We start from the raw sequence: 23968 nt of genomic DNA, 5'->3' as shown, positions 1-23968 counted from the left end.
CGCTGGCGGCGATCGGACCCGCTGACTTCCATGCGCACCCAGCCCTTCTCCACCAGCGGGCGCAGGTTGCGGGTGACGGTGCTGGGGTCCATCACCAGCTGGTCGCCCAGTTGGGAAACCGTGGCGTTCTTCAGGAACCACACGTGAGCCAGCAGGCTGAATTGGTTGGTGGAGAGGCCGCTGGGCGCAAGGGCGTGGTCATAGATCTGCGTTACCCGCCGCGCCAATTTGCGCAGCCGGAGGCAGGAGCAGTCATCAAGAGTGTAGGTTGGCTGCATTGCCGCTTCCGCTGTTCTATGCATGTACACATATCGGCCCGGATGGAGGGATGGTCAACCCACCCACCAAGGCCGTATCCATCAGGGGAAGTAGGCAAACGAGACGAACGGGCAGGCTTGCGCGGCGGCCTCCATCGCCCTTTGCACCATCCTTTGGCCTGATCTGTGTCCTAATGTGGCCACAAGGGCGCGGGAAAGTGCAGGCTCAACGGGAAAGCCGGAACCTGCACTCCAGATAACGGCTGTTCCCCTACCCGAGTACACAGTTCGAAAGCGCGACATGAACGCCTACACCGCCCTCAGAGCCGCAGAGGCTGAAGCAGCGCCCCCCGCCCGCACGTCGGCCGAGGATCAGGACCTGCTGCGCGCGGCCGGCAAGATTGGGCGCGATCTGGGCAAGCCCGACGCCAGGATCTACTTCGCCGACCTCATCGCCTGCGTGATCCTTGGCTACGGCGCGCTGGCGCTGACCATCGTCAGCACCGGCCTCGGCCTGAAGCTGGCCTTCGGCGCGGTCTCCGTGCTGGCGCTGTACCGGGCGCTCGGCTTCATTCACGAGCTCTCGCACCTCAATCCGCGTGCCATGCCGGGTTTCCGCCGGTTCTGGAACGCGATTGTGGGCGTGCCCGTCATGATTCCCTCGTTCATGTACGAGGGCGTGCACAACATCCACCACGCCCGGACGCGCTACGGCACGGCGGAAGACCCGGAATACCTGCCGCTGGCCCTGATGCCGCCGCGCATGCTGGCGCTGTTCCTGCTGACCTCGGCGCTCGCCCCGGTCGGCCTGCTGCTGCGCTACGGCATCCTTGCGCCGCTCTCCCTGCTGTCGCCGAAGTTCCGCCGGGTGGTAGTCGAGCGCTATTCCTCGCTCGTCATCAACCCGGCCTTCCGCCGCGACCCCAAGGAGCGCATGGCCTACAAGGACTGGGCGCTGTGGGAGACGCTGACCAGCCTCTACGCCATGGGCTGGCTGGCGCTGACCGCCACGGGCGTGATTCACTGGTCCGTGCTGCTGACGGTGATGGCCGTGATCTCCGGCGTTGCCGTGCTCAACCAGGTGCGCACCCTCGTTGCCCACCTGTGGGAGAACGAGGGCGAGCCGATGACCCTGACCCAGCAGTTCCTCGACAGCGCCAACGTGCCGCCGCCCAACCCGCTGGCCGCTATCTGGGCCCCCGTGGGCCTGCGCTACCACGCCATGCACCACCTGCTGCCGGCCGTGCCCTACCACAACCTCGGCAAGGCGCACCGCGCGCTGATGCAGCAGTTCGGCACGCAGGGCACCTACAACCGCGCCAACTACACCGGCCTTTGGGCGCTGTGCCGGGATCTGGTGCGCAGCTCCTTCCGGAAGCAGGCGGGGAAGTAAGGGTTACTGGGTGAAGTTTTTTTGCAGGGGACTTGGTCCCCTGCACCCCGTTCGTTTCAAGGGCCGTGTTTCCGGAAGCTTCTGGAAATGCGGCCTTTTTGTTTGAGCCGGGTGGGACGTGCTCGCCTAAACGACATGTATCGTTAAAAACCTATTGACATTGGAAACAACCCATGAGACAAGGGAGCGTACTCGTATTCCTGTTTGCGTGATGTGGTTGGGGCCGATGCAACGAGAGGGGAGCGAGTATGCCGGGGCTGTTCTGTTTTCTGCTGATACTGCTGGCCGCCGTCCTGCTGCTCGCCAAGCGTGCAGCCGCTCTCCCCGGCATGGCCCGAAATGCGCATGGAGTGTGGCAGGGAGATCAGGATCTCCCTGCCTTCATGACCCGGATGCAGGCGCTACTTCGCCAGGCGCAGCAGCACGTCGCTCATGCGCTTGCTGAAGCCGGGCAGGTCCGGCAGCGGCTCGCCTTCGAGGATGCGGGCCTGATCGAGCAGAAGCTGGCTGGCGAGCGCGATGGTGTCGTACTGGCCGTCCTGACCGGAGCGTTCGGCAAGCTGGCGAACCAGATCGTGGCGCGGGTTGATTTCCAGCACGCGCGGCGCGACGGATTGCAGCCGGTCGTGGGCCTTGAGCATGCGGCTGAGGCGCAGGTCCATGTCGCCTTCGTCGGCCACGAGGCAGACGGGGCTGTCGGTCAGGCGCTCGGAGGCGCGGATGTCCTTCACCGACTCGCCCAGGACGCCCTTCATGACGGCGATGAGGCGGGAGACGTCGCCTTCCGGCGCGGCTTCGCCCAGATCCTTGGCCTCGCCCAGCGAGGACAGGTCGCTGCTGGACGCCTTGGTGATGGACTGGAGCGGCTTGCCGTCGAACTCCGGCACGACACCGAGCCAGAAGTCGTCGATGGGATCGGTCAGCAGCAGCACCTCGATGCCGCGCGCCTTGAAGCCTTCAAGCTGCGGGCTGGCGGCCGCACCTTCGTCGATGGTCAGGTAGTAGATCGCCTTCTGGCCGTCCTTCATCCGGGAGACGTAGTCGGCAAGGCTGGTCCAGCCGTCCTGTCCGGTAGACTTGAAGCGGGCGAGCTTCAGCAGTTCGTCGCGGCGCTCGAAGTCCTCGTAGAGGCCTTCCTTCAGCACGCGGCCGAACTGCGCCCAGATTTTGGCGTAGGTTTCGGGCTCGTTCTCGGCCAGCTTGGCGTAGTCGGAGAGCACCTTGCCGGTGATCGCCTTCTTCATCGCCGCCAGTACCGGGTTATGCTGCAGCATCTCGCGGGAGATGTTCAGCGCCAGATCCTGCGCGTCGACGACGCCGCGCATGAAGCGCAGGTAGGCGGGGAGCAGCTCCTCGCAGTCATCGGTGATGAAGACGCGCTTCACATAGAGCTTCACCTTGGACTTGCGCTCGGGATCATACAGATCGAACGGCGCCTGCCCCGGCGTGAAGAGCAGGCAGGTGTATTCCAGCTTGCCTTCCACCTTGTAGTGGAGCGTGCGCAGCGGCTCGTCGAACATGCCGCCGATGTGGTGGTAGAACTCGGTGTAGTCCTTCGCCTCGATGTCGGATTTGGAGCGCGTCCACAGCGCCTGCGCGGTGTTGACCGTCTCGCCCACCTCGGCCGCTTCCGCCAGCTTGATGGGGATGGCGATGTGGTCCGAGTAGGTGCGGATGATGGAGGACAGACGATACTTCTCCAGAAACTCCGCCGCGTCGTCCTTCATGTGGAGCGTGATGGTGGTGCCGGTCGCCTCGCGTTCGGCGGGCTCGACGGTGAAGCTGCCAAGGCCGTCCGATTCCCAGGCGTAGGCGGCGTCTTCGCCGGCGCGGCGGCTGACCACCTTCACCTTATCCGCCACCATGAACGCGGAATAGAAGCCGACGCCGAATTGGCCGATGAGGTCCGGAGCGCTTGCCTTGCTGTCACCCGCCTTGGCCGCTTCCATGAAGCGGGCGGTGCCGGAGCGGGCGATGGTGCCCAGGTTCTCGATCAGGTCGTCCCGGCTCATGCCGATGCCGGTGTCCGACAGGGTCAGAGTCTTTGCCTGCTTGTCGATGGTGACGGTGATCTCCAGCGGCGTGTCGCCCAGCAATTCCGGCCGGGTCAGCGCCTCGTAACGCCGCCGGTCACAGGCGTCGGCCGCGTTGGAAATCAGCTCTCGCAGGAAAATCTCGCGCTCGGAATAGACCGAGTGCACCATCATGTGCAGCAACCGGGCAACTTCAGCCTGAAAGCCAAAGCTCTCGGATTTCACCGCGTCACGATCGGCCATAGCGTTCCCATTCCTCCGTTGGAAAATGAAGTCCCGTTCGCGCCTTAGGTAGGAAGGCCCCGCCCGCTGCGGAAGAGGGAAATTACAAAAGGCGCGAGGGTTACGGTCTGCCGTTAAAGGCTCAGGAGCCGGTCACGCCGAACAGGCGGGAGGCGATCTCCGGCGGCAGCAGGAAGGCAAAGGCGCGCATGCGGTTCAGCTTTTCCGCCTCGGCCTCGGCACCTGCCTTGGCCTCGCCGCCCTGCGGCGGCTGGTGGTGCGCGTTCACCCGCACCCACGTGCCGGCTTCGTCGCGCGCGCCGAGCAGGGTCAGGGTGACGCCATCGAAGGTTTCAGCCATCACCATGGTCGCGCCGCCCCAGGCGAGATCATTGGCCGGACGCACCTTCTCGGAGCGCAGGCTGCCCAGCGCCTCGACCGCCTGCCGCACGGCCTCCGCATTCACCGGCGCGCCCGCGTCCGCTTCGGCGCGCTGGAAGCCGGACTCGGCGTTCGGCCGCTCGAAGGTGGCAAGGCGGGCGTCCGGCGTCATGACGCGCAGCACGCGGACGCGCTCGGGCGACAGCGTCGGGATGGAGAGATCCGCCCAGCGCTCGGCCGAGACCGGAATTTCCGGGACATGGCTGACCCGCATCGGCTGGCCGGCGTCCTGCACGACCAGCGCGCGGTTCTCTTCCTCGCCCGCTTCGGGCTGGATGGAGATCAGCGCCAGCCCCTTGCCCGCAGCATCGGCCAGCGCGATGGCGTAGGTCGCGTCCGCATCAAGGCGGGAGGGCAGCGCCGGTGCGCCTTCCTCGGGCCGGACCAGACGCATGTTGGCCAGATCATCGAGAAACGTCTCGACCAGAGCCTCGCGCACCGGGGCATCGCCCGCGCTGGAGACCAGCCACGTGCCGTCCTCCGCCTTCGCAAAGCCGATGGTGTCCTGCCGATGGCGGATCGTGATCTGGGCGATCTGGTCGCGCTGCTCTGTCAGGATCGGCAAGGCCCGGTCAGCAAACACGTCCTGACGGACAAGAATGACCGCCGCCACGATCAGTCCAACAACCACACAGGCCAGAGCCAGCCCCTTCCACACAGGCCGCATCCGCTTTCTCCTTAACGTCGCGCTCGCATGTGCCGCGCACACCAGGGACTGGTGCCCGGCACGGGTTCGGAAGCGGCATGTTTAACGAGAAATCGTGTCAGGCCCAACGTTTAATAAATATGCGGGTCGGGCCAGGGCCGTGCGGGCCGATTTGCGGGGCAAAGCGTTCTGATTGGGCCGTGTTCAGGCGGGGCCGATTTCAGATGGGGTCGGTCTCAGGCGGGGCCGATCAGACGGTGGAGGGACGGGACTTGGTCACGTCCGGGCAATCCACCAGAACCGGCTGCGCCACAACGGGCAGGCTCACCTGAGCGCTGCCCGGCTCGTAACCCAGCATGACCAGCACGGATTCGGCGCGGTCTTCCTGAGACGGAGAAGCGAAGGGCTGAATGTTCGCAGCCGCAAGCATCAGCAGTCCCGCCATAATACCGACGAGGCCACCAATCCCGAGTTTCGCCCTATTCATCGCAGCTGCTTTCTCCGTGATGGAACCTTTTTAGCAGCTGCGACGCGACAGGTCGAGGTTATTTGGCGACCATCCACGGCGGCAGGGGAAGATTTCTCTCCTTCAGCCACTCTGGGTTGAAAATCTTGGACAGATACTGGCGGCCGGAGTCGCACAGGATCGTCACGATCGTCTTGCCCGGTCCCAGCTTGCGGGCCAGCTTCACCGCGCCGGCCACGTTGATGCCGGTGGACAGGCCGACGAACAGGCCCTCGTACTGCATCAGGTCGTAGACGTACTTCAGGCCTTCCTCGTCCGACGCGCGGAACCAGTCGTCAACCGGCGCGCCTTCAAGGTTGGCGGTGATGCGGCTCTGGCCGATGCCTTCGGCAACCGAGTTGCCCTCGGCGCTCAGCTCGCCCTTGGCGTAGTAGTTGAACAGCGATGCGCCGTAGGGGTCCGTCAGGGCAACGACGATATCCTCGTTGAACTCCTTCAGGCCGAGGCCGACGCCCGCCAGCGTGCCGCCGGTGCCGACGGCGCAGGTGAAGCCGTCGATGCGCCCGCCGGTCTGCTCCCAGATCTCCGGCGCGGTCGTCTTGATGTGGGCCAGCCGGTTGGCAGTGTTGTCGAACTGGTTCGCCCAGATGGCGTTGGGCGTTTCCTCGGCGATGCGGCGCGAGGTGTGCACGTAATGCCCCGGGTTCGAGTAGGGCGCGGGCGGCACCAGAATCAGCTCGGCGCCCAGCGCCTGCAGGGTGTCCTTCTTTTCCTGCGACTGGGTCTCGGGCATGACGATGATCGTCTTGTAGCCCTTGGCGTTGCCCACCACCGCAAGGCCGATGCCGGTGTTGCCGGCCGTACCTTCCACGATGGTGCCGCCGGGCGACAGCAGCCCGCGCTCCTCGGCATCCGCAATGATGCCGAGCGCCGCGCGATCCTTCACCGAACCGCCGGGGTTCAGGAATTCGGCCTTGCCCAGAATGGTGCAGCCGGTTTCCTCGGACGCACGCTGGAGCTTGATGAGCGGAGTATTGCCGATGAGCGGCAGCACGCTGTCGGCAACGTCGGGGCGCGGAGTGATGCGTTGGAAAGTCATGACAATGGTTTACTGCGCCCGAGAGACGCCTTCAAGGCGCGTCTGGGCGAGAAATTCGATGCCCAGCACAAAGATTTTCTCCTGCCAGATGCGCCCTCAAAATCCGGCCGGCGAATAGCTGAGTATCCGCCATGGTAATTCATGAAAGACCGGCTAATAACATTTGGACAGAATAATTCAGAAAATAGGTTGCTGACGATGGTAAACACGGCTCCGGGCTCCGCCGAACTCTCTCTTGATCCCCGCGCGTTTCGCTCGGCGCTTGGTCAGTACGCAACCGGCGTGGCCATCGTGACCGCGCTCGAAGACACGGGCCGCCCGGTCGGCATGACCATCAACTCGTTCGCCTCGGTCAGTCTTGACCCGCCGCTGGTGCTGTGGTCGGTGCAGCTGAACACCACCTCCTCGCAGGCCTTCCGCACGTGCGGGCGCTTCTCGGTCAACGTGCTGGCGGCTGACCAGCAGGACACCGCCATGCGCTTCGCCCGCACGGACGAGCACAAGTTCCTCGACTTCCCGGTCGACACCGGCCTTGGCGGCGTGCCGCTCATTCCGGGCGCGCTGGCGACGTTCGAATGCTCCACCTGGGCGGTCTATCCGGGCGGGGACCATGAGATCATCGTCGGCAAGGTGGAGAACCTGATCACCCGGCCCGGCCCGGCGCTCGGTTTCCATCAGGGCAAGTTCCTGACGCTGGAGCAGCCGCTCTCCTGAGCGAATCGCAAGGCAAGTCACAGGGGGGAGGACGGGACATGGTGCGGCAGGCCTGCGGGCTTTCGCGACTGCTTTCGCGACGCCACCTGCTGCGCGCCGGCGCCCACGGGGCGCTGCTGGCCGGTCTTGGACTTGCCGCCGCATGCAGCAAGCCCCCCGAAGACTTATCCGCCGAAGACTTATCCGCCGACGACGTACCGGCTGGCGAGCGCACGCCGGGCGTTCTCATTCGCCTCGGCAGTGACGAGGTGCAGAGCCTCGACCCGCACAAGGTCTCGACCGTGGAGGACGTGCGCGTCGCCCTTGAGCTGTTCGAGGGGCTGGTGCGCTACCGGGCGGACGGCACGCCCGAGCCCGGCCTTGCCGAATCGTGGATCGTCTCGGACGACGGCCTCTTGTGGACCTTCACCCTGCGCGAGGGCCTGCGCTTCTCCGACGATGCGCCACTCACGGCGGCGGACGTTGTCGCCAGCTTCCGGCGGCTGATGACGCCTTCCACCGTCGCGCCCAACGCCAACCTGTTTCACGCTATTCAGAACGCGCCCGCCATTGCGGCGGGCAAGGCCGCGCCGGAGCAGCTGGGCGTGCGGGCGCTGGATGCGCGCACGGTCGAGATTCGCCTGACCCGCCCGTTCCCCGCCTTTCTGGAGCTGCTGGCCCACGCCGCGGCCGCCGTGCTGCCCGCCCACGTGCTGAACACGCACGGCGACGGCTGGGTGAAGCAGCGTCCGCTCATCGGCTCCGGCCCGTTCCGCCTGAAGGCATGGCGGCTGCACAGCGTGCTGCGGCTGGAGCGGAACCCGGCGTATCATGACGCGGCCAACGTGGCGCTGGCGGGCGTGGAGTACCGCCCGGTGCAGGACGACCAGACCGCGCTGCGCCTGTTCCGCGCGAAGGCGGCGGACGTGCTGACCGATTTTCCGGCACGGGACCTGCCGCTCCTGCGCCGCACGGTGCCCGATGCCATTCGCATCGCGCCGTACCGGGGCACCTATTACTTTGCATTCAACATGCGCCGTCCGCCGTTTGATGATGTGCGGGTGCGCCGTGCGCTCGCCATGTCCGTCGACAGGGAGATTCTGGTGAACAAGGTCATCGGCCTTGGGCAGCCGATTGCGTGGAGCGTGGTGCCGCCGCATCTGGCGGGCTACGGCCCTGCGGTGCTGCCCGGCTATGCCCGCGGGCCGCAGGAGCAGCGGCTGGCCGAGGCACGGCGGCTGCTGGCCGAGGCGGGCTACGGGCCTGACTGTCCGCTGGAATTCACCATTCGCTACAACACCGATGTGGAACACCGCCGCGTGGCGCTGGCGCTGGCGCAGATGTGGAAGCCGCTGGGCGTTGTCGCCCGCATCGGCAACGCGGAGGCCGCCGTGCACTTCGCCGCGCTCAGGACGGGCGATTTTACGCTCGCGCGCTCGGGCTGGATTGCGGATTACTCCGGCGCGGAAAATTTTCTCTCGGTTTATCTGTCAGATGCTGGCCCTCTTAATTATCCGGGCTATGATGAGCCGCAGTATGACTCGCAGGTCCGAGAGGCTTTGGGTCTGGCCGATCCGGCCGCCCGCCTCGATGCCCTGCGCAAAGCTGAATCCCTGCTTGTGGAAGATGTGCCTGTGCTTCCGCTTTATCATTATGTCTCCAAGTCACTGGTGGGACCGGACGTGGAAGGCTGGACCGACAATCTGGCCAACATCCACCCCTCGCGCACGCTGCGGCTGAAGGCTGCCGGATCGACGGCGGCTGACATGACGGCTGCGGAGGCGCGGCCATGATGCGCCGTCAGGTTCTGGGCTTTCTGGCCGCAACCATGCTGGCGGCTCCCCTGCTGTCCGGCTGCGGCAGCGAAGATACGGAGTCCAACGAGGAGCATCTGCTGCGGGTGACGGCCGTCGGTTTCATCAACGGCACCGATCCGCATCAGGCGAGCACCGGTCCGGAGCAGATTCTGGCAGGCGAGACCCACCTCGGCCTCGTGACCGTGGACGCCTCCGGCCAGATCGTGCCGGGGCTGGCGGAGAGCTGGTGGGTGGGCGAGGACGGCCTCAGCTACATCTTCCGCCTGCGCCCCGCGCAATGGGCGGACGGCAAGCCGCTGACGCCCGAGGATGTGGTCAACTCCTTCCGTCGCATGCTGGCGCGCAAGACCGGGCACCCGCTGGCCGAATGGCTGGTGCGGATTCGCAACGGCGAGGCCGTGCGGCAGGGCAGGATGCGCCCGAGCGAGCTGGGCGTGCGCGCCCTCACCGACACGGTGGTGGAGATCAGCCTCGAGGAGCCGCGCCCGGCGTTCCTGGCGCTGCTGGCCGAGCCCTCCGTTGCCATCGTCCGGCAGGTGCGGGCACAGGGCAAGACCACCCTCATGGGCCTTGGACCCTACCGGATCGAGAGCCAGACCGACCAGCACCTGACGCTGGTGGCCAACCAGAACACGCTCGCTCCGGCAAAGCCCGGCTATGACCGGATCGACTTCACGACCACCACAGACCCTATGATGGGCGTGCAGCGCTTCCGCAACAACGAGGCGGACGTGGTGACGGGCGGCTCGATTGGCGGCCTGGCCGAGGCCAAGACCCTGCCGTCTCCGGCGATCGCGCGGTTCGAGCCCGTCTTCGGTGTTTACGGCTACGTGGCCCAGACAAGGCAAGGCCCGCTGGCAGACGTGCGGCTGCGCCGCGCGCTGGCCATGACCATCGACCGGCACGGGCTGGCCAAGCAGATGTTCGGCCTGCCCGGCATGGTGCCGGTGGAAAGCCTCGTGCCGCAGGGCTTCTCCAGCTACGGCGATCCCGCCACGCCGGGCTGGGCGGCATGGCCGCTGGACCAGCGGCTGACCGAAGCCCGCCGTCTGGTGGCAGAGGCCGGTTACGGCCCGGACAAGCCGTTGCAGATTTCCGTGCTGCTGCCGCCCGCGCCGGAGCATCAGCAGATTCTCTCCGCCATTGCCGCCGCGTGGCGGGAGCTTGGCGTGGAAGTCTCCGCCCAGATCGCCCAGCCGCGCACCTATCTGGAGACGGCGGCCAAGGGAGAGTTCGACCTGGCGCTGCGCCCGGTGCTCATCTCCATCGACCAGCCGCAGGTGTTCCTTGCGCCCTACACGTGCAATTCGCCCGACAATCTGGGCGGCTTCTGCATTCCCGAGGCGGACCAGCTGATGCTGGATGCCGGCAAGGCGGAAATGCCCGCCCAGCGGATCGGGCTGATGAAGGAAGCCGAGCAGTTGATGGTGGAAGAGGCACCGCTCATTCCGCTGTTCACCCCGGTGCGCTGGTCGCTTATTCGCGACGGCGTGAACGGCTGGGTGGACAACCCGCTCGGCCGCCATCCGCTGGCCTCCCTCACTCCGCAACCGGCGAAGTAGCATGATCCGCCTTGTTGGCGGGCGCGTCCTCGGCGCGATCCCGACCCTGTTCGCCATCATTCTGCTGGGCTTCGTCCTCATGCGGCTTGCCCCCGGCGGGCCGTTCGATGCCGAACGCGCCCTGCCGCCGGAAGTGGAGGCCAACCTGCGCGCGCAGTACGATCTGGATGCGCCGCTGCCGCAGCAGTTCCTCCGCTACGTCTCCGACCTTGCCCGGTTCGATTTCGGCCCGTCGTTCAAGTACAAGGACTTCACGGTGGCCGAACTGATTGCGGACGGCGCGCCGGTCAGCGCCACGCTGGGCGGAGCGGCGCTCGGCATCGCCACCGTTCTCGGCATTGCGCTGGGCAGCGCGGCGGCGCTGAACCGCCGCTCGTGGCTCGACTCCGCCGTCATGGGGCTGGCCGTCAGCGGTCAGGTGATCCCGACGTTCGTGATCGGGCCGATCCTTGCTCTCGTTTTTGGCCTGTGGCTCGGCTGGCTGCCGCTGGCGGGCTGGGGCGGCGGCAAGCCCGCCTATCTGCTGCTGCCGGTCGTCACGCTCGCCCTGCCCTATGTGGCCAGCATCGCCCGGCTGATGCGCGCCAGCCTGATCGAGACGATGAGCGAGAACTTCATCCGCACCGCCCGCGCCAAGGGGGCGAGCCCTGCCCGCATCCTGCTGCGCCACGCGCTGCCGCCCGCCCTGCTGCCGGTGGTGAGCTACCTCGGCCCCGCAGCGGCGGGCCTGCTCACGGGTTCGGTGGTGGTGGAAACCATCTTCGGCCTGCCCGGCATCGGCCGCTACTTCGTGCAAGGGGCGATCAACCGCGACTACACGCTCGTGCTGGGCGTGGTCATTCTCTACGGCGGCCTGATCGTGGTGTTCAACATGCTGACCGACCTGATCTACGGCGGGCTCGACCCGCGCGTGAGGCAGGCATGAGAACGGCCGCGCTCCCGACGCAGGACCGGATCGGCTGGCGGCAGCGCTTCGCCCGCCACGGCGGGGCGCGCTGGGGGCTCATCACCCTCGGCCTGCTCGCGCTGCTGGCGGCGCTGGGGCTGCTGCTGACGCCGCACGGCTATGACACGGTGGACTGGGATGCCATCGAGCAGGCTCCCTCCCTCACCTACTTGTTTGGCACGGACAGCGTGGGCCGCGACCTGTTCGCCCGGCTGATGCTGGCCACCGGCATCTCGCTGGCGCTGGGCCTGCTGGCAACGCTGGTCAGCGTCGTCATCGGCATCAGCTGGGGCGCGGTGGCCGGACTGGCGGGCGGGCGCATCGATGCCGTCATGACGCGCATCGTCGATGTGCTCTACGCCATGCCGTTCCTGTTTCTCGTCATCGTGCTGATGGCGGTGTTCGGGCAGAGCATCTGGCTGATCTTCGTCGGCGTCGGCGCGGTGGAGTGGCTGACGCTCGCCCGCATCGTGCGCGGGCAGACGCTGCTGCTGAAGAACCAGCCGTTCGCCGAGGCCGCGCGGGCCTGCGGGGCCGGGCCGTGGCGGCTGCTGACCCGTCATATCGTGCCCAACCTGCTGGGCGTGGTGGCGGTCTACACCACGCTGACCGTGCCGCAGGTGATCCTCGTGGAGAGCTTCCTCAGCTTCCTGGGGCTGGGCGTGCAGGAGCCGCTGACCTCGCTCGGCGTGCTGGTGAAGGAAGGCGTCGAGACGCTGGAGGTCGCGCCGTGGCTCATCCTGTTCCCGTCGCTGTGGCTGGCGGCCCTGCTCATCGCCCTCAATCTGGTGGGTGACGGCCTGCGCGACGCGCTCGATCCGAAAGACGTGTAACCCGTGGCCCTGCTCGACATCGATACCCTTCGCGTCAGCTTCGACACGCCCGCCGGGCGGGTGGAGGCGGTGCGCGGCGTCAGCCTCTCTCTGGAACAGGGCGACGCGCTGGCGGTGGTGGGCGAAAGCGGCTCGGGCAAGAGCCAGACCATGCTGGCCGCCTTCGGGCTGCTGGCCCGCAACGGCGTGGCGGAAGGGTCCGTGCGCTTTGACGGGCAGGAGCTGATCGGCGCATCGCCCGAGGCCTTTCGCCAGATCCTTGGCCGGGATGTCGCCTTCGTGTTTCAGGACCCGCTGAGTTCGCTTACCCCGCACCTGCGCGTCGGCGAACAAGTGGCGGAGACGCTGCGCATCCACGAGAAGCTCTCCCGCCGCGAGGCGAAGGCGCGCGCCGTTGACCTCTTGGCACAGATGCGCCTGCCGGAACCGGAGGAGATCGCCCGGCGCTATCCGCACCAGCTCTCCGGCGGGCAACGGCAGCGGGTGATGATCGCCGCCGCGCTGGCAACAAGGCCGAAGCTGCTGATCGCGGACGAGCCGACCACCGCGCTCGACGTGACGGTGCAGGCGGAAATCCTTGACCTGCTCTGCGAACTGCGCCGCGTGCACGGCATGGCGCTGGTGTTCATCACCCATGATCTGGCGGTTGCGGCGCGGGTGGCCGATCGCATCGCCGTGCTGCGCCATGGGCAGATGATCGAGCAGGGACCGGCCGACCGGATGCTGGCCGCCCCCGAGGGCAGCTACACCCGCACGCTGGCCGAAGCCGCGACCCTGCCCGCCCAACCCCTGCCCGCCGAGCCGTTGCTGGCAGAGGTGCCCTCCGGCGCGCCGCTGCTGACGGTCAGGGGTCTCAGCGTTGATTACACCCGGCCGCACGGGCTGTTCGGCACCCGGACCACCCGCGCGCTGGACGATGTTTCGCTCACCGTGCATCCGGGCGAGGCCATCGGCATCGTCGGCGAGAGCGGCTCGGGCAAGTCCACACTCATCCGCGCGATCCTCGGGCTGGTGAAACCGGCGAGCGGCGACATTATATGGAGGGGCAAGCTGCTGCGCCACCCATACAGCCAAGCGCTGCGGCAGGAGATGCAGATCATCCATCAGGACCCGTTCGCAGCGCTCAACCCCCGGCGGACCATCGGCCAGTCCATATCCGAGCCGCTGGAGATTCACCGCCCGAATCTGGACGGGCGCGGCAGACGGGCGCTGTCGGCGGTGTGGCTGGACAGGGTGGGTATGCCCGCGCATTTCCTCGACCGCTATCCGCACGAGCTTTCGGGCGGGCAGAACCAGCGCGTCAACATCGCCCGTGCGCTGATCACCGCGCCCCGGCTGGTTGCCTGCGATGAAGCGGTCAGCGCGCTTGACGCGGAGACCAAGGCGGAGATTCTGGCGCTCCTGCAGACCCTGCGGGCGGAAACGGGGGTGGCGCTGCTGTTCGTGACACACGATTTTCAGGCCGTGGCGCGACTCTGCCCGCGGACAATTGTGGTGCAGTGCAGCAAAATAGTTGACGCGGGTGATACCGCGTCGCTTATGACTAATCCGAGACACCCCTACACGGGTGCTTTGATCGATGCGATTCCGAGGCTACCGGCCGAGGCGGAGAGAAGAACGAGGGAGCATATTCAATGAGTGCGGATCCGATTGTCATTGTTGGTGCAAAGCGCACGCCGATGGGCGGCTTCCAGGGCGACCTGTCCGGCCTGCGGGCTGCCGACCTGGGCGCCGCGGCCATTCAGGCTGCCGTTGCCGAAGCCGGGGTCGCCGGTGAGGACATCGAGCAGGGCCTGATGGGCTGCGTGCTGCAGGCTGCCCAGGGTCAGGCTCCGGCCCGTCAGGCCGCGCGCTATGCCGGTCTGCCGGACTCGGTTTCCTGCTCCACGCTGAACAAGATGTGCGGCTCGGGCATGAAGGCGGTGATGGACGCACACGACGCGCTGGTCGCCGGTTCGGCCGAGATCATCGTGGCGGGCGGCATGGAGAGCATGACCAACGCACCGTACCTGCTGCCGAAGGCTCGTGGCGGCATGCGCATCGGCCACGGTCAGGTGCTCGACCACATGATGTTCGACGGTCTGGAAGATGCGTACCAGCCGGGCCGCGCCATGGGCGTGTTCGCCGAGGCCACCGCGCAGAAGTACCAGTTCACCCGTGATGCGCAGGACGCCTATGCCATCGAGAGCGTGAAGCGCGCCCAGAACGCCATCAACGAGGGCAAGTTCGACGCGGAAATCGTGCCGGTGAAGGTGAAGACCCGTGCGGGCGAAGTGGAGATCACCAAGGACGAGCAGCCGCTGAAGGCCAAGCTCGACAAGATCCCGCAGCTGAAGCCGGCCTTCGCCAAGGACGGCACCGTGACCGCCGCCAGCTCCTCCTCCATCTCGGATGGCGCTGCCGCTCTGGTGCTGATGCGCGAATCGACCGCCAAGGCGCGCGGCCTGACCCCGCTTGCCAAGATCGTGGCGCATGCGTCCCACGCCCAGGCTCCGGAATGGTTCACCACCGCTCCGGTGGGCGCGCTGGAGAAGGTGATGCAGCGCGCGGGCTGGACCAAGGACGACGTTGACCTGTTCGAGATCAACGAGGCCTTCGCCGTCGTGACCATGGCCGCCATGCACGATCTGGGTCTGGACCATGCCAAGGTGAACGTCCACGGCGGCGCTTGCGCTCTGGGTCACCCGATCGGCGCATCCGGCGCACGCATCATCGTCACCCTGCTGGCCGCGCTGAAGCAGTACAATAAAACTAAGGGTGTGGCGTCGCTCTGCATCGGTGGTGGTGAAGCAACGGCAGTCGCCATCGAGCGCATCAACTAAGACGCTGCATACAGCAGAACTGATCATCCAACGAACCGTGGCGCAGCCTTAGCCCAGCAGCGCCACGGTTTCGTTTTTCCGGGGATATCCGTCCCTTGTGGACAGGATGGGACGCCTCAGCTCAGGTCGGGCTTGGGCGTGACCTTGTAGAGCGGGATCTTGTCCAGCTCCGCGTCGATATCCGCAACGATCTGGCGGTAGCGCTCATCATCGAGGCCGGAGTAGCCCTTCTCGAACGCGCCGTCCCGCAGGCCTTCCTGATACTTCTGCAACGCCCGCGCCGGCAGCAGGCGCTCATCGCCCGCGTAGGCGAGGCCGTACTGCATCTCCCGCAGCAGCTCCCGGTCGCCGTTGGTCGCCATGCCAAGGCGCAGGCCGGCCCGGTCCGCCATCAGATCGACGAAGGAGAAGCCGGTGCCGCCCTCGGCCACGCTGTCGTGCAGCTCCTTCCACTCGCCCGCCGCCTTGGAGAATCGGTCAGCAAAGACGATCGCCAGCGCGGACGACATGATGAGGTGCTTGGGCAGATCAGGCCGCCCGGCTAGAATCAGCAAGGATGACTGGGGAATGCAGGGCGCGTCATAGGGCATCACCATGCTGGAGAGCGTCTTGCCGTCCTCGCCCAGCGTCACGAGGCTGATCGCCAGCAAAGCGGCGCGGGTCTCGGCGACGGGATCGCCCTTCTCGCTGCGCTGCACCACGGTGCGGAAGGTGGTGCTGACAAACGTGGCGAAGGACTTGGCGGCAACACCGGAGCGCAGGTCGTTGTCCAGCAGGCGGCTGTAGTAGAAGCGCACCAGCACGGGATCGACCGACGACGACCCGAAGTGCGGGGTCAGGGACTTGAGGCTGTCGAACAGCTCGGGGTCGGCCTGAACGGTGACGACGGCCTTCTTCTCGGCCACCACCGGTGCGGCGACGGGCGCAACCGTGTTCGCCGGGCCTGCCTTTGCCGGTTCCTTGACCTTGGCTACCTTGCCGGTCTTCTCGTCCTTCGGCGGCTCGGGCTTCACGTCCTCGATCCTGAAGCTGCTGACCAGCCGGTCCAGCCGCGCCTCGGGCGTGGACAGATCAAGGGACTTGACGGTGCGGTCCAGCACCCAGCGGGTGACGCCGCTCGGGATGGTGATCGTGCCGAAGCGCAGCGTGATCGGCGGGAAGCCGCGCGGGTGCTGCGCAACGTGTGCCGAGAGATTGAGGAAACCGCCCCGGCCCAGATCGACCGTGACGTCGGCAACCGCGCCGTCGTCTTCGATTTGCAGGCGCGGGCGCACCCAGCCGAGACCGTGGTTGGCCAGACGCTCCAGCGCGTCCATCTGCGACTGGGTGAAGCCGATGTTGTGCGGCTTGCCGGGGTTCTCCAACGCGTCAAACAGCGCCCAGACCAGCTGGTGGCCGTGAACGGAATCCATGGGGGTGGGCGCGGGGGACGGCCCAACCTTCGGCACGCTGCTGATGACAGCCGCTGCAAGGAAGCCCATTGCCGCAACAAGCAGCAGCAACAGGCGGAACAGCAAGAGCATTAATTCGGCCTCTTAGTGTGCGGCACCCCAAGTTGCTCCCTGCCCCGCCTCGACGACCAGCGGCACGGCCAGATTGACCACAGGTTCGGCAGCGGTGGACATGACCTGACGGATGACCGCGCAGGCGTCATCCGCCAGCGATTGCGGCGTCTCGAAAATCAGTTCGTCGTGCACCTGCAGCAGCATGCGCACCTGATCAAGTCCCGCTGCGCTGAGTGCTGGCTGCATTCGGATCATCGCCCGGCGGATGATATCGGCCGCCGTGCCCTGAATGGGGGCGTTGATGGCCTGACGCTCGGCGAAGTTGCGCTGGTTCGGGTTCTTGTCGTTGATGGTCGGAATGTAGGTGCGCCGACCGAACAGCGTCTCCACATAGCCATGCTGGCGGCAGAACTGGATGGTGTCATCCATGTACGCGCGGATGCCGGGGAAGCGCTCGAAATAGCGGTCGATGAAGCTTTGCGCCTCGGCGCGCGACACGCCGAGCTGGCGGGCGAGACCAAAGGCCGAGATGCCGTAGATGATGCCGAAGTTGATGGCCTTGGCCTGACGGCGAATCATCGGGTCCATGCCCTCGACCGGCACGCCGAACACCTCGGACGCGGTCATCGAGTGGATGTCGATGCCCTCGGCGAACGCCTGCGTCAGCTGCGGGATGTTGGCGATGTGGGCCAGCAGGCGCAGCTCGATCTGGCTGTAGTCGGCCGAGATCAGCGAGGCGCCTTCCGGCGCGACGAAGGCATGGCGCAGCTTGCGGCCTTCCTCGGTGCGCACCGGGATGTTCTGGAGGTTCGGATCGGTGGAGGACAGACGGCCCGTCGAGGTGGCGGCCATGGCGTAGCTGGTGTGCACGCGGCCGGTCTCCGGGTTGATCTGGCTTTGCAGGGCATCCGTGTAGGTGCTCTTCAGCTTGGCGAGCTGACGCCAGTCCAGCACCTTCTGGGCCAGTTCGACACCCTCGCCCGCCAGCGATTCCAGCACGTCCGCATCGGTGGAGTAGGCTCCGGTCTTGCCCTTCTTGCCGCCCTTCAGACCCATGCGGTCAAACAGGATTTCACCCAGCTGCTTGGGCGAGCCGACGTTGAACGGGCCGCCGGCAAGCTGGTGAATGTCCGCCTCCAGCGCCGCCATGCGCTGGGCGAAGTCTCCCGACAGGCGGGAGAGAGTCTGGCGATCGACGAGAACACCGGCGTGCTCCATCTCCACCAGCACCCGCACGAGCGGACGCTCCAGCGTCTCGTAGACCGTCGTCAGCCCCTCGCGCACGAGGCGCGGCTTCAGGTGGGAGTGCAGGCACCAAGTCACGTCCGCGTCCTCGGCGGCGTAGGAGGTCGCCTTCTCCAGCCCCACCTCGGCAAAGCCGATCTGGCTTTTGCCGGTGCCGCAGACATCGGTGTACTTGATGGTGGTGTGGCCGAGGTGCACATCGGCCAGCGCATCCATGCCGTGGCCGTTGCGGCCGTTGTCCAGCACGTAGGACAGGAGCATGGTGTCATCGAACGGCGTGATGTCGAGCCCGACGCGGCGCAGCACCAGCAGGTCATACTTCAGGTTCTGGCCGACCTTGAGCACGCTGGGGTCTTCCAGCAGCGGCTTGAGCCTGGCCAGCACGGCCTGACGCGGTAGCTGGACAGGTGCCTGATCGAGCAGGCCGCCGCCCGCCGCGATGTGCCCGACCGGAATGTAGCAGGCCTTGCCCGGTTCGATGGAAAGGCTGACGCCCACCAGTTCCGCCTTCATGGCGTCGAGCGAGGTGGTCTCGGTATCGACCGCCACCAGACGGGCATCACGGGCAGCCCGGATCCACCAGTCCAGCCGGTCTTCGGTCGTCACGCACTCGTAGTTCTTCGTGTCGACCTTGGCGGTGACGGGCGCGGGTGCGCCATCGACGCCCGGCTCGCGCGAGGCCAGCTTGGCCTTCAGCGAACGGAAGCCGTGCTTGTCGAAGAAGGCGTTAAGCGGATCATGGGGCGGACGCCGCATTTCCAGCTCGTCCAGCCCCATGGGGAGGGGCAGGCTGTCGTTCAGCGTGACGAGCACCTTGGAGACGCGCGCCAGCTCGGCGTGGGCGATCAGGTTCTCGCGGCGCTTGGGCTGCTTGATCTCGTGAGCGCGAGACAGCAGCGTTTCCAGATCGCCGTAGGTGTTGATGAGCTCGGCCGCCGTCTTGGGGCCGATGCCCGGCACGCCCGGCACGTTGTCGACCGAGTCGCCCATCAGGGCCTGCACCTCGATCACCTTCTCGGGCGGCACGCCGAACTTCTCCATCACTGCCTCGGGGCCGAGGTGACGGTTGTTGAGCGTGTCCAGAAGGTCGACGCAGGGCAGGTGCAGCAGCTGCATCAGGTCCTTGTCGGACGAGACGATGGTGACGTGATAGCCCGCCTCGCACGCCGCCTTGGTGTAGCTGGCGATCAGGTCGTCGGCCTCATAGCCTTCCTGCTCGATGCAGGGCACGGAGAAAGCCCGCACAGCGTCGCGGATCAGCGCGAACTGGGGCTTCAGATCCTCCGGCGGCTCGGGCCGGTTGGCCTTGTACTCGGCGTAGATGTCGTTGCGGAACGTCCGCTTGGCGGCGTCGAAGATGACGGCAAGGTGGGTGGGGTGTTCCGCGTCGTTCAGGTCCTCCAGCAGCTTCCACAACATGGCCGTGAAGCCAAAGACGGCATTGACCGGCGTCCCGGCGGGATCGGTCATCGGCGGAAGCTTGTGATAGGCCCGGAAGATATAGCCGGAGCCATCAACGAGGTAGAGGTGCTTTTGGGTGCTCATGGCTGCGCAACTTAGCGGGGCTTCTTCGCGTTGACTACCTTTCAGCCGCGCAGATTCAGCGTTCCGGTCGCGCAGCCCGCACAGCCCGCCATATCGCAATAATATTACACGCCGAAAGTGGCGGAAAACAGCGCTGCGCGGCCTGCTGCGGCCGCCCTGGAAGCCTAGTTCAGCACGGGCTTGTCGTCATCCAGATCCTCGATCAGCGCCTGCGCGCCGATGAGATGGGGATTGACCTCGATGGCCGCGCGGAACGCCGCGGTGGCCGCCTCCGGCTCGTCATTGCGCAGGCAGATCTGCCCGAGGCCCGCCAGCGCCCCGAAGTGGCGCGGCTCCAGCTCCAGCGCGCGCAGGATGTCCTCCAGCGCCTCGTTGTCGTTTCCGGCAAGGAAATGCAGGGTTGCGCGCTTGTTGAAGACCTCGGGCCACTCGGGATAGCGCTCGGCCAGCCGGTCGAGCAGCAGCTCCGCCTCTTCCAGATCCCGCAAGGCGAGAGCGCGAATCGCGGCTTCAAGCCCGTCCCCGGCGGCGGCGTCCTCCTCCTCGGCCCACACCTGCCAGATCAGGTCCTCGACCTCATGGGCGGAGGGCGACGGCTCGTCCTGCCGGAGGCGGGAGAAGAGCAGGTCCAGCTCCCGGGGCAAGCGCGGGTGCGGCTTGCGGGACGGCAGTTCGGCCAGCAACGTCATCAGACGTTGCAGGAGGTCATGATCCAGCATGTGAAACTCCTCTGGCGTCAGGACACGGCCCAAGGCTCAAGGATGGTGTCGCGGGCGTCCGGCAACAGCTCGGGGTAATCGAGCGTGTAGTGGAGGCCGCGGCTTTCCTTGCGCGCAAGTGCCGACCGGACGATCAGATCAGCAACCGTTACCAGATTACGCAACTCCAACAGATCTCGAGTGACCCGGAAATTTCCATAATATTCCTGGATTTCCCGACGCAGCAGCTTCACGCGATGCTGGGCGCGCTCGAGCCGCTTTGTAGTACGCACGATGCCGACATAATCCCACATGAACTGACGAAGTTCTGCCCAGTTGTGGGTGACCACAACCGCTTCATCGGAATCTTCCACGCGGCTTTCGTCCCACGGCGCGGCCTCGGGCGGCGCGGGGTAGCCGTTCATCCGGTTGCGGATGTCCTCGGCGGCGGCATGGCCGAACACGAGGCATTCCAGCAGCGAGTTGGAGGCCATGCGGTTGGCCCCATGCAGGCCGGAGTGCGCCGCCTCGCCAATGGCATAGAGGCCCGGCAGGTCGGTATGGCCCGCCAGATCGCTGAGCACGCCGCCGCAGGTGTAGTGGGCGGCAGGCACCACCGGGATCGGCTCCTTCGTGATGTCGATGTCCAGCTCCAGCAGCCGCCGGTAGATGGTGGGGAAGTGCGAGATCACGAAATCCGGGTCGCGGTGGCTGATATCCAGCAGCACGTGCGGCACGCCCAGGCGCTTCATCTCATGGTCGATGGCGCGGGCGACAATGTCGCGCGGGGCAAGCTCGGCGTCCGGATGGAAGTCCGGCATGAAGCGGGTGCCGTCCGGCAGCTTCAGGTGCGCACCCTCGCCGCGCATGGCCTCGGTGATGAGGAAGTTCTTCACCTGCGGGTGGTAGAGGCAGGTGGGGTGGAACTGGTTGAACTCCATGTTCGCCACCCGGCAGCCCGCGCGCCACGCCATGGCGATGCCGTCTCCGGTCGAGCCGTCAGGATTGGTGGAGTAGAGATAGACCCGGCTCGCCCCGCCGGTGGCCAGCACGGTCGCCCTGGCCGTGAACCGCTCCACGCTGGAGGTTTCCGCGTTGAAGATGTACGCGCCGTAGCAGTGGCGCTCGCCGCCGTTGGCGGTATGCCGCTCGGTGATGAGATCAACGGCGAAGCGGTTGCCGAAGAACGTGATGTTCGGCTCGGCCATCGCCTTTGCCACCAGCGCGTTCTGGACCGCATAGCCGGTCGCGTCATCCACGTGCACGATGCGGCGGCGGCTGTGGCCGCCTTCGCGGGTGAGGTGGAACGGCTGCTCCGGCGTCTCGCCCACGTTGAAGCGCACGCCCAGCTTGTTCAGCACCTCGACGGCCGCCGGGGCGCGCTCCACCACGAACTCGACCGCCGCGCGATTGTTGAGCCCGGCACCGGCCACGATCGTGTCTTCCACATGGGACTCGAAGGTGTCGCCCTGCTCGAGCACGGCGGCGATGCCGCCCTGCGCCCGTGCGGTGGAGCCGGCCGACATCTCGCCCTTGGAGAGCACCGCCACCCGGTAGTCCGCCGCCAGATCGAGCGCGAGCGTGAGACCCGCCGCACCCGAACCGATCACCAGCACATCAAAGTTGAACAGATCCTCACGCGACATGTGCCGGTGTCCTTTGCTCGGCGGTAGTTTGAGTCAGGCGGAGGAACACGTCTTCCAGATCGGCTTCTTCCGTCGTTACGTCTTCGATGCCAAAGCCGCAGGTCGCAAGCGCGGCGAGCACCTGCCCCGAATTGGCCCGGCGCTTGTCATAGGTGACGGCGATGCGGCGGCTATCCCGCAGCCGGGCGTCGAACTGCGACAGCACCGCAGGCACTTCCGCCAGGTCGCGGTCGATGGTCACCACCACCACCTTGTCATGCGCCTGCGCCATCAGCGACGCCTTGGTCTCGTTGGCGACCACCTGCCCGTGATTGACGATGGCGATGCGGTCGCACAGCTCCTGCGCTTCTTCCAGATAGTGGGTGGTCAGCACGATGGTGGTGCCCTGCGCGTGCAGCTCGCGCACATAGGCCCAGAGCTGCTGGCGCAGCTCGATGTCCACGCCCGCCGTCGGCTCGTCGAGCACCAGAATGGGCGGCGCATGCACCAGCGCCTTGGCCACCAGCAGGCGGCGCTTCATGCCGCCCGACAGGGTGCGGGTGTAGGCGTGGGCCTTGTCGTCCAGCCCCAGCGCCTTCAGGATTTCCAGGCTGCGCCGCTCGTTCTTCGGGATGCCGTAGAGGCCCGCCTGCAGCTCCAGCGTCTCGTAAGGCGTGAAGAACGCATCGAACATCAGCTCCTGCGGCACGATGCCGATGGACGCCTTGGCGTTGCGCGGGTTGCGGTCCGTATCGAAGCCCCAGATTTCAACCGAGCCGGAGGTCTTGTTCACAAGACCGGCCATGATGTTGATCATGGTGGACTTGCCGGCCCCGTTCGGCCCCAGAAGGCCGAACATCGACCCCTGCGGGATGTCGAGCGAGACGCCGCGCAGGGCCTGCTTGCCGTTGCCGTAGGTTTTGACCAGATTGCGGATCGAAATGGCGGGTGCTGTCGTCATGGCGAAGACACATAAACCTTGGCGAAACAGTTGTCGAAGGGCGCGTGCATTCGCCGATCTTTGTACCATCCCTGTCTAATGCAAAGGCGCGGCCAGGCAAGTCCCTGATTCCCCTTGTGGTTTCGATCCCGCCGGGGCGAGGGGCCGGTCTGCGGCCGCGGTTCGCCCGGCAGGGACACACCGTTTCCGCATTGCATCGTCGGACACGGGGAAGGCCATACCTATGTTCAAGAAAGGCTTACGCCATTTGCATCCGAAGGGTTCCGGAAAATGATCAACATCCGTGAAATCGACCATATCGTGCTGAGGGTGAACGATCTTGCCGCCATGCTGCGCTTCTACACGCAGGTGCTGGGCTGCCCGCTGGAGCGCAGCCAGAGCGAGATCGGCCTCTACCAGCTGCGGGCCGGGCGCTCGCTCATCGATCTGGTGCCGGTGAGCGGAAAGCTGGGACAGGCGGGCGGCCCCGCTCCAAAGCGGGACGGGCACAACATGGACCACCTCTGCCTGCGCGTGGACCCGTTCGATGCGGACGCCATCCGCCGCCATCTGGCCGACCACGGCATCGATGCCGGAGAGGTGGCGATGCGTTACGGCGCGGAGGGCGAAGGCCCGTCCCTCTACCTCGACGACCCGGAGGGCAACACGGTGGAGCTGAAAGGTCCGCCCAATTCCTGAGGCCGCGTCTGACCAGGGCTGCGGAACAGGCCCTTCAAACCGGGAAGAAGCGGTGCTATCTGCTCTGGCGAGACAACACTGTTTACCGACTGGGATTACAGGGCATGAGCATTCCTCCGCCACCGGAAGTCATTTACGTCGATACCCCGCAGGTCGCATGCGACGGCGGTGAGGGACCACTCGGCCACCCGCGCGTTTATCTGAAGTTCGGCGCGAGCGGGAAGGTTGAGTGCGGTTACTGCGATCGCCAGTACATCCTGAAGGGCGGCCCTTCCGACGATCGCCAGAAGGCGGCCTAAGGGCCGCCGGGAGACAAAAAGCGGCCTGAAGGCCGCGGGGCTCCTGAGAGCGGCCCTCTCGTCCGGCTTGCTCGCAACACCGGGCATCTTCTTGAAGACCGCCCCGGCCGCCTGACGGCTGGCCGGGCAAATGACGGCGCGCTGGTGCCTAAGCACGGGCGCCGCGCCGCCGGATGAAAGGA

Annotated in this window: 20 protein-coding genes; 10 read left to right on the top strand and 10 right to left on the bottom strand. The window is 66.3% G+C overall.

The annotated features are described in order from the left end of the window. Positions 1 to 278 (bottom strand): MarR family winged helix-turn-helix transcriptional regulator (locus VIG90_RS15685; RefSeq protein ID WP_331594457.1); only part of this gene is annotated, 278 nt, incomplete at its 3' end. Between the two features lie 280 nt (positions 279 to 558). Here VIG90_RS15685 and VIG90_RS15680 point away from each other — a divergent pair. Next, positions 559 to 1650, top strand: coding sequence for a fatty acid desaturase (locus VIG90_RS15680; RefSeq protein ID WP_331594456.1), 1092 nt, complete (start codon positions 559 to 561; stop codon positions 1648 to 1650). A 401-nt stretch (positions 1651 to 2051) separates the two neighbouring features. Here VIG90_RS15680 and htpG read toward each other — a convergent pair whose 3' ends face one another. The 4 genes from htpG to VIG90_RS15660 form a co-directional block, all read right to left on the bottom strand. Next, positions 2052 to 3926, bottom strand: a complete 1875-nt coding sequence (gene htpG / locus VIG90_RS15675; protein ID WP_331594455.1) for a molecular chaperone HtpG — start codon at positions 3924 to 3926, stop codon at positions 2052 to 2054. 121 nt (positions 3927 to 4047) lie between these two features. Then, positions 4048 to 5013 (bottom strand): hypothetical protein, encoded by a 966-nt coding sequence (locus VIG90_RS15670; RefSeq protein ID WP_331594454.1) that lies wholly within the window; start codon positions 5011 to 5013, stop codon positions 4048 to 4050. A gap of 229 nt (positions 5014 to 5242) precedes the next feature. Further along, a complete protein-coding gene (locus tag VIG90_RS15665) occupies positions 5243 to 5479 on the bottom strand; it encodes a hypothetical protein (RefSeq protein ID WP_331594453.1) in 237 nt (78 codons plus the stop codon). 58 nt (positions 5480 to 5537) lie between these two features. Further along, positions 5538 to 6557, bottom strand: coding sequence for a cysteine synthase A (locus tag VIG90_RS15660; protein ID WP_331594452.1), 1020 nt, complete (start codon positions 6555 to 6557; stop codon positions 5538 to 5540). 198 nt (positions 6558 to 6755) lie between these two features. Here VIG90_RS15660 and VIG90_RS15655 point away from each other — a divergent pair, with 198 nt between their 5' ends. The 7 genes from VIG90_RS15655 to VIG90_RS15625 are packed head-to-tail and all read left to right on the top strand — an operon-like array spanning position 6756 to position 15230. After that, complete coding sequence (locus VIG90_RS15655; protein ID WP_331594458.1) at positions 6756 to 7271, top strand: flavin reductase family protein; 516 nt, start codon at positions 6756 to 6758, stop codon at positions 7269 to 7271. A gap of 38 nt (positions 7272 to 7309) precedes the next feature. Then, the gene (locus tag VIG90_RS15650) at positions 7310 to 9043 is read left to right on the top strand and encodes a peptide ABC transporter substrate-binding protein (protein ID WP_331594451.1); all 1734 of its coding nucleotides are present in this window, start codon (positions 7310 to 7312) and stop codon (positions 9041 to 9043) included. Continuing rightward, a complete protein-coding gene (locus VIG90_RS15645) occupies positions 9040 to 10629 on the top strand; it encodes a peptide ABC transporter substrate-binding protein (RefSeq protein WP_331594450.1) in 1590 nt (529 codons plus the stop codon). The genes VIG90_RS15650 and VIG90_RS15645 overlap by 4 nt, the downstream gene beginning before the upstream one ends. A 1-nt stretch (position 10630) precedes the next feature. Continuing rightward, positions 10631 to 11554, top strand: a complete 924-nt coding sequence (oppB, locus tag VIG90_RS15640; protein WP_331594449.1) for an oligopeptide ABC transporter permease OppB — start codon at positions 10631 to 10633, stop codon at positions 11552 to 11554. Continuing rightward, positions 11551 to 12408, top strand: coding sequence for an ABC transporter permease (locus VIG90_RS15635; RefSeq protein WP_331594448.1), 858 nt, complete (start codon positions 11551 to 11553; stop codon positions 12406 to 12408). Before oppB ends, VIG90_RS15635 begins: the two co-directional genes overlap by 4 nt. Positions 12409 to 12411: 3 nt before the next feature. Further along, a complete protein-coding gene (locus VIG90_RS15630) occupies positions 12412 to 14046 on the top strand; it encodes an ABC transporter ATP-binding protein (RefSeq protein ID WP_331594447.1) in 1635 nt (544 codons plus the stop codon). Continuing rightward, positions 14043 to 15230 carry an acetyl-CoA C-acyltransferase gene (locus VIG90_RS15625; protein WP_331594446.1) on the top strand — a complete coding sequence of 396 codons (1188 nt, stop codon included), beginning with the start codon at positions 14043 to 14045 and terminating at the stop codon, positions 15228 to 15230. The genes VIG90_RS15630 and VIG90_RS15625 overlap by 4 nt, the downstream gene beginning before the upstream one ends. Before the next feature lie 116 nt (positions 15231 to 15346). Here VIG90_RS15625 and VIG90_RS15620 read toward each other — a convergent pair whose 3' ends face one another. The 5 genes from VIG90_RS15620 to VIG90_RS15600 all read right to left on the bottom strand — a co-directional run bounded on the left by VIG90_RS15620 (position 15347) and on the right by VIG90_RS15600 (position 22809). Next, positions 15347 to 16753 carry a hypothetical protein gene (locus VIG90_RS15620; protein ID WP_331594445.1) on the bottom strand — a complete coding sequence of 469 codons (1407 nt, stop codon included), beginning with the start codon at positions 16751 to 16753 and terminating at the stop codon, positions 15347 to 15349. 12 nt (positions 16754 to 16765) lie between these two features. Continuing rightward, the gene (polA, locus tag VIG90_RS15615; protein ID WP_331594444.1) at positions 16766 to 19525 is read right to left on the bottom strand and encodes a DNA polymerase I; all 2760 of its coding nucleotides are present in this window, start codon (positions 19523 to 19525) and stop codon (positions 16766 to 16768) included. Between the two features lie 164 nt (positions 19526 to 19689). Next, on the bottom strand, positions 19690 to 20244 hold the full coding sequence (locus tag VIG90_RS15610) for a tetratricopeptide repeat protein (protein WP_331594443.1): 555 nt from the start codon (positions 20242 to 20244) through the stop codon (positions 19690 to 19692). Between the two features lie 17 nt (positions 20245 to 20261). Continuing rightward, positions 20262 to 21869, bottom strand: coding sequence for an L-aspartate oxidase (gene nadB / locus VIG90_RS15605; protein WP_331594442.1), 1608 nt, complete (start codon positions 21867 to 21869; stop codon positions 20262 to 20264). Further along, complete coding sequence (locus tag VIG90_RS15600; protein WP_331594441.1) at positions 21859 to 22809, bottom strand: ABC transporter ATP-binding protein; 951 nt, start codon at positions 22807 to 22809, stop codon at positions 21859 to 21861. Before VIG90_RS15600 ends, nadB begins: the two co-directional genes overlap by 11 nt. A gap of 270 nt (positions 22810 to 23079) precedes the next feature. Here VIG90_RS15600 and VIG90_RS15595 point away from each other — a divergent pair, with 270 nt between their 5' ends. Then, complete coding sequence (locus VIG90_RS15595; protein WP_331594440.1) at positions 23080 to 23487, top strand: VOC family protein; 408 nt, start codon at positions 23080 to 23082, stop codon at positions 23485 to 23487. Between the two features lie 104 nt (positions 23488 to 23591). After that, positions 23592 to 23786 carry a zinc-finger domain-containing protein gene (locus VIG90_RS15590; RefSeq protein WP_331594439.1) on the top strand — a complete coding sequence of 65 codons (195 nt, stop codon included), beginning with the start codon at positions 23592 to 23594 and terminating at the stop codon, positions 23784 to 23786. The last annotated feature ends 182 nt before the right edge of the window (positions 23787 to 23968 follow it).

Origin of the sequence: Pedomonas sp., assembly GCF_036515995.1 — a bacterium.
GTDB lineage: Bacteria > Pseudomonadota > Alphaproteobacteria > Sphingomonadales > Sphingomonadaceae > Pedomonas.
Note: the sequence above shows the minus strand (reverse complement) of the source record. Positions and strands in the feature narration are given on the sequence as shown.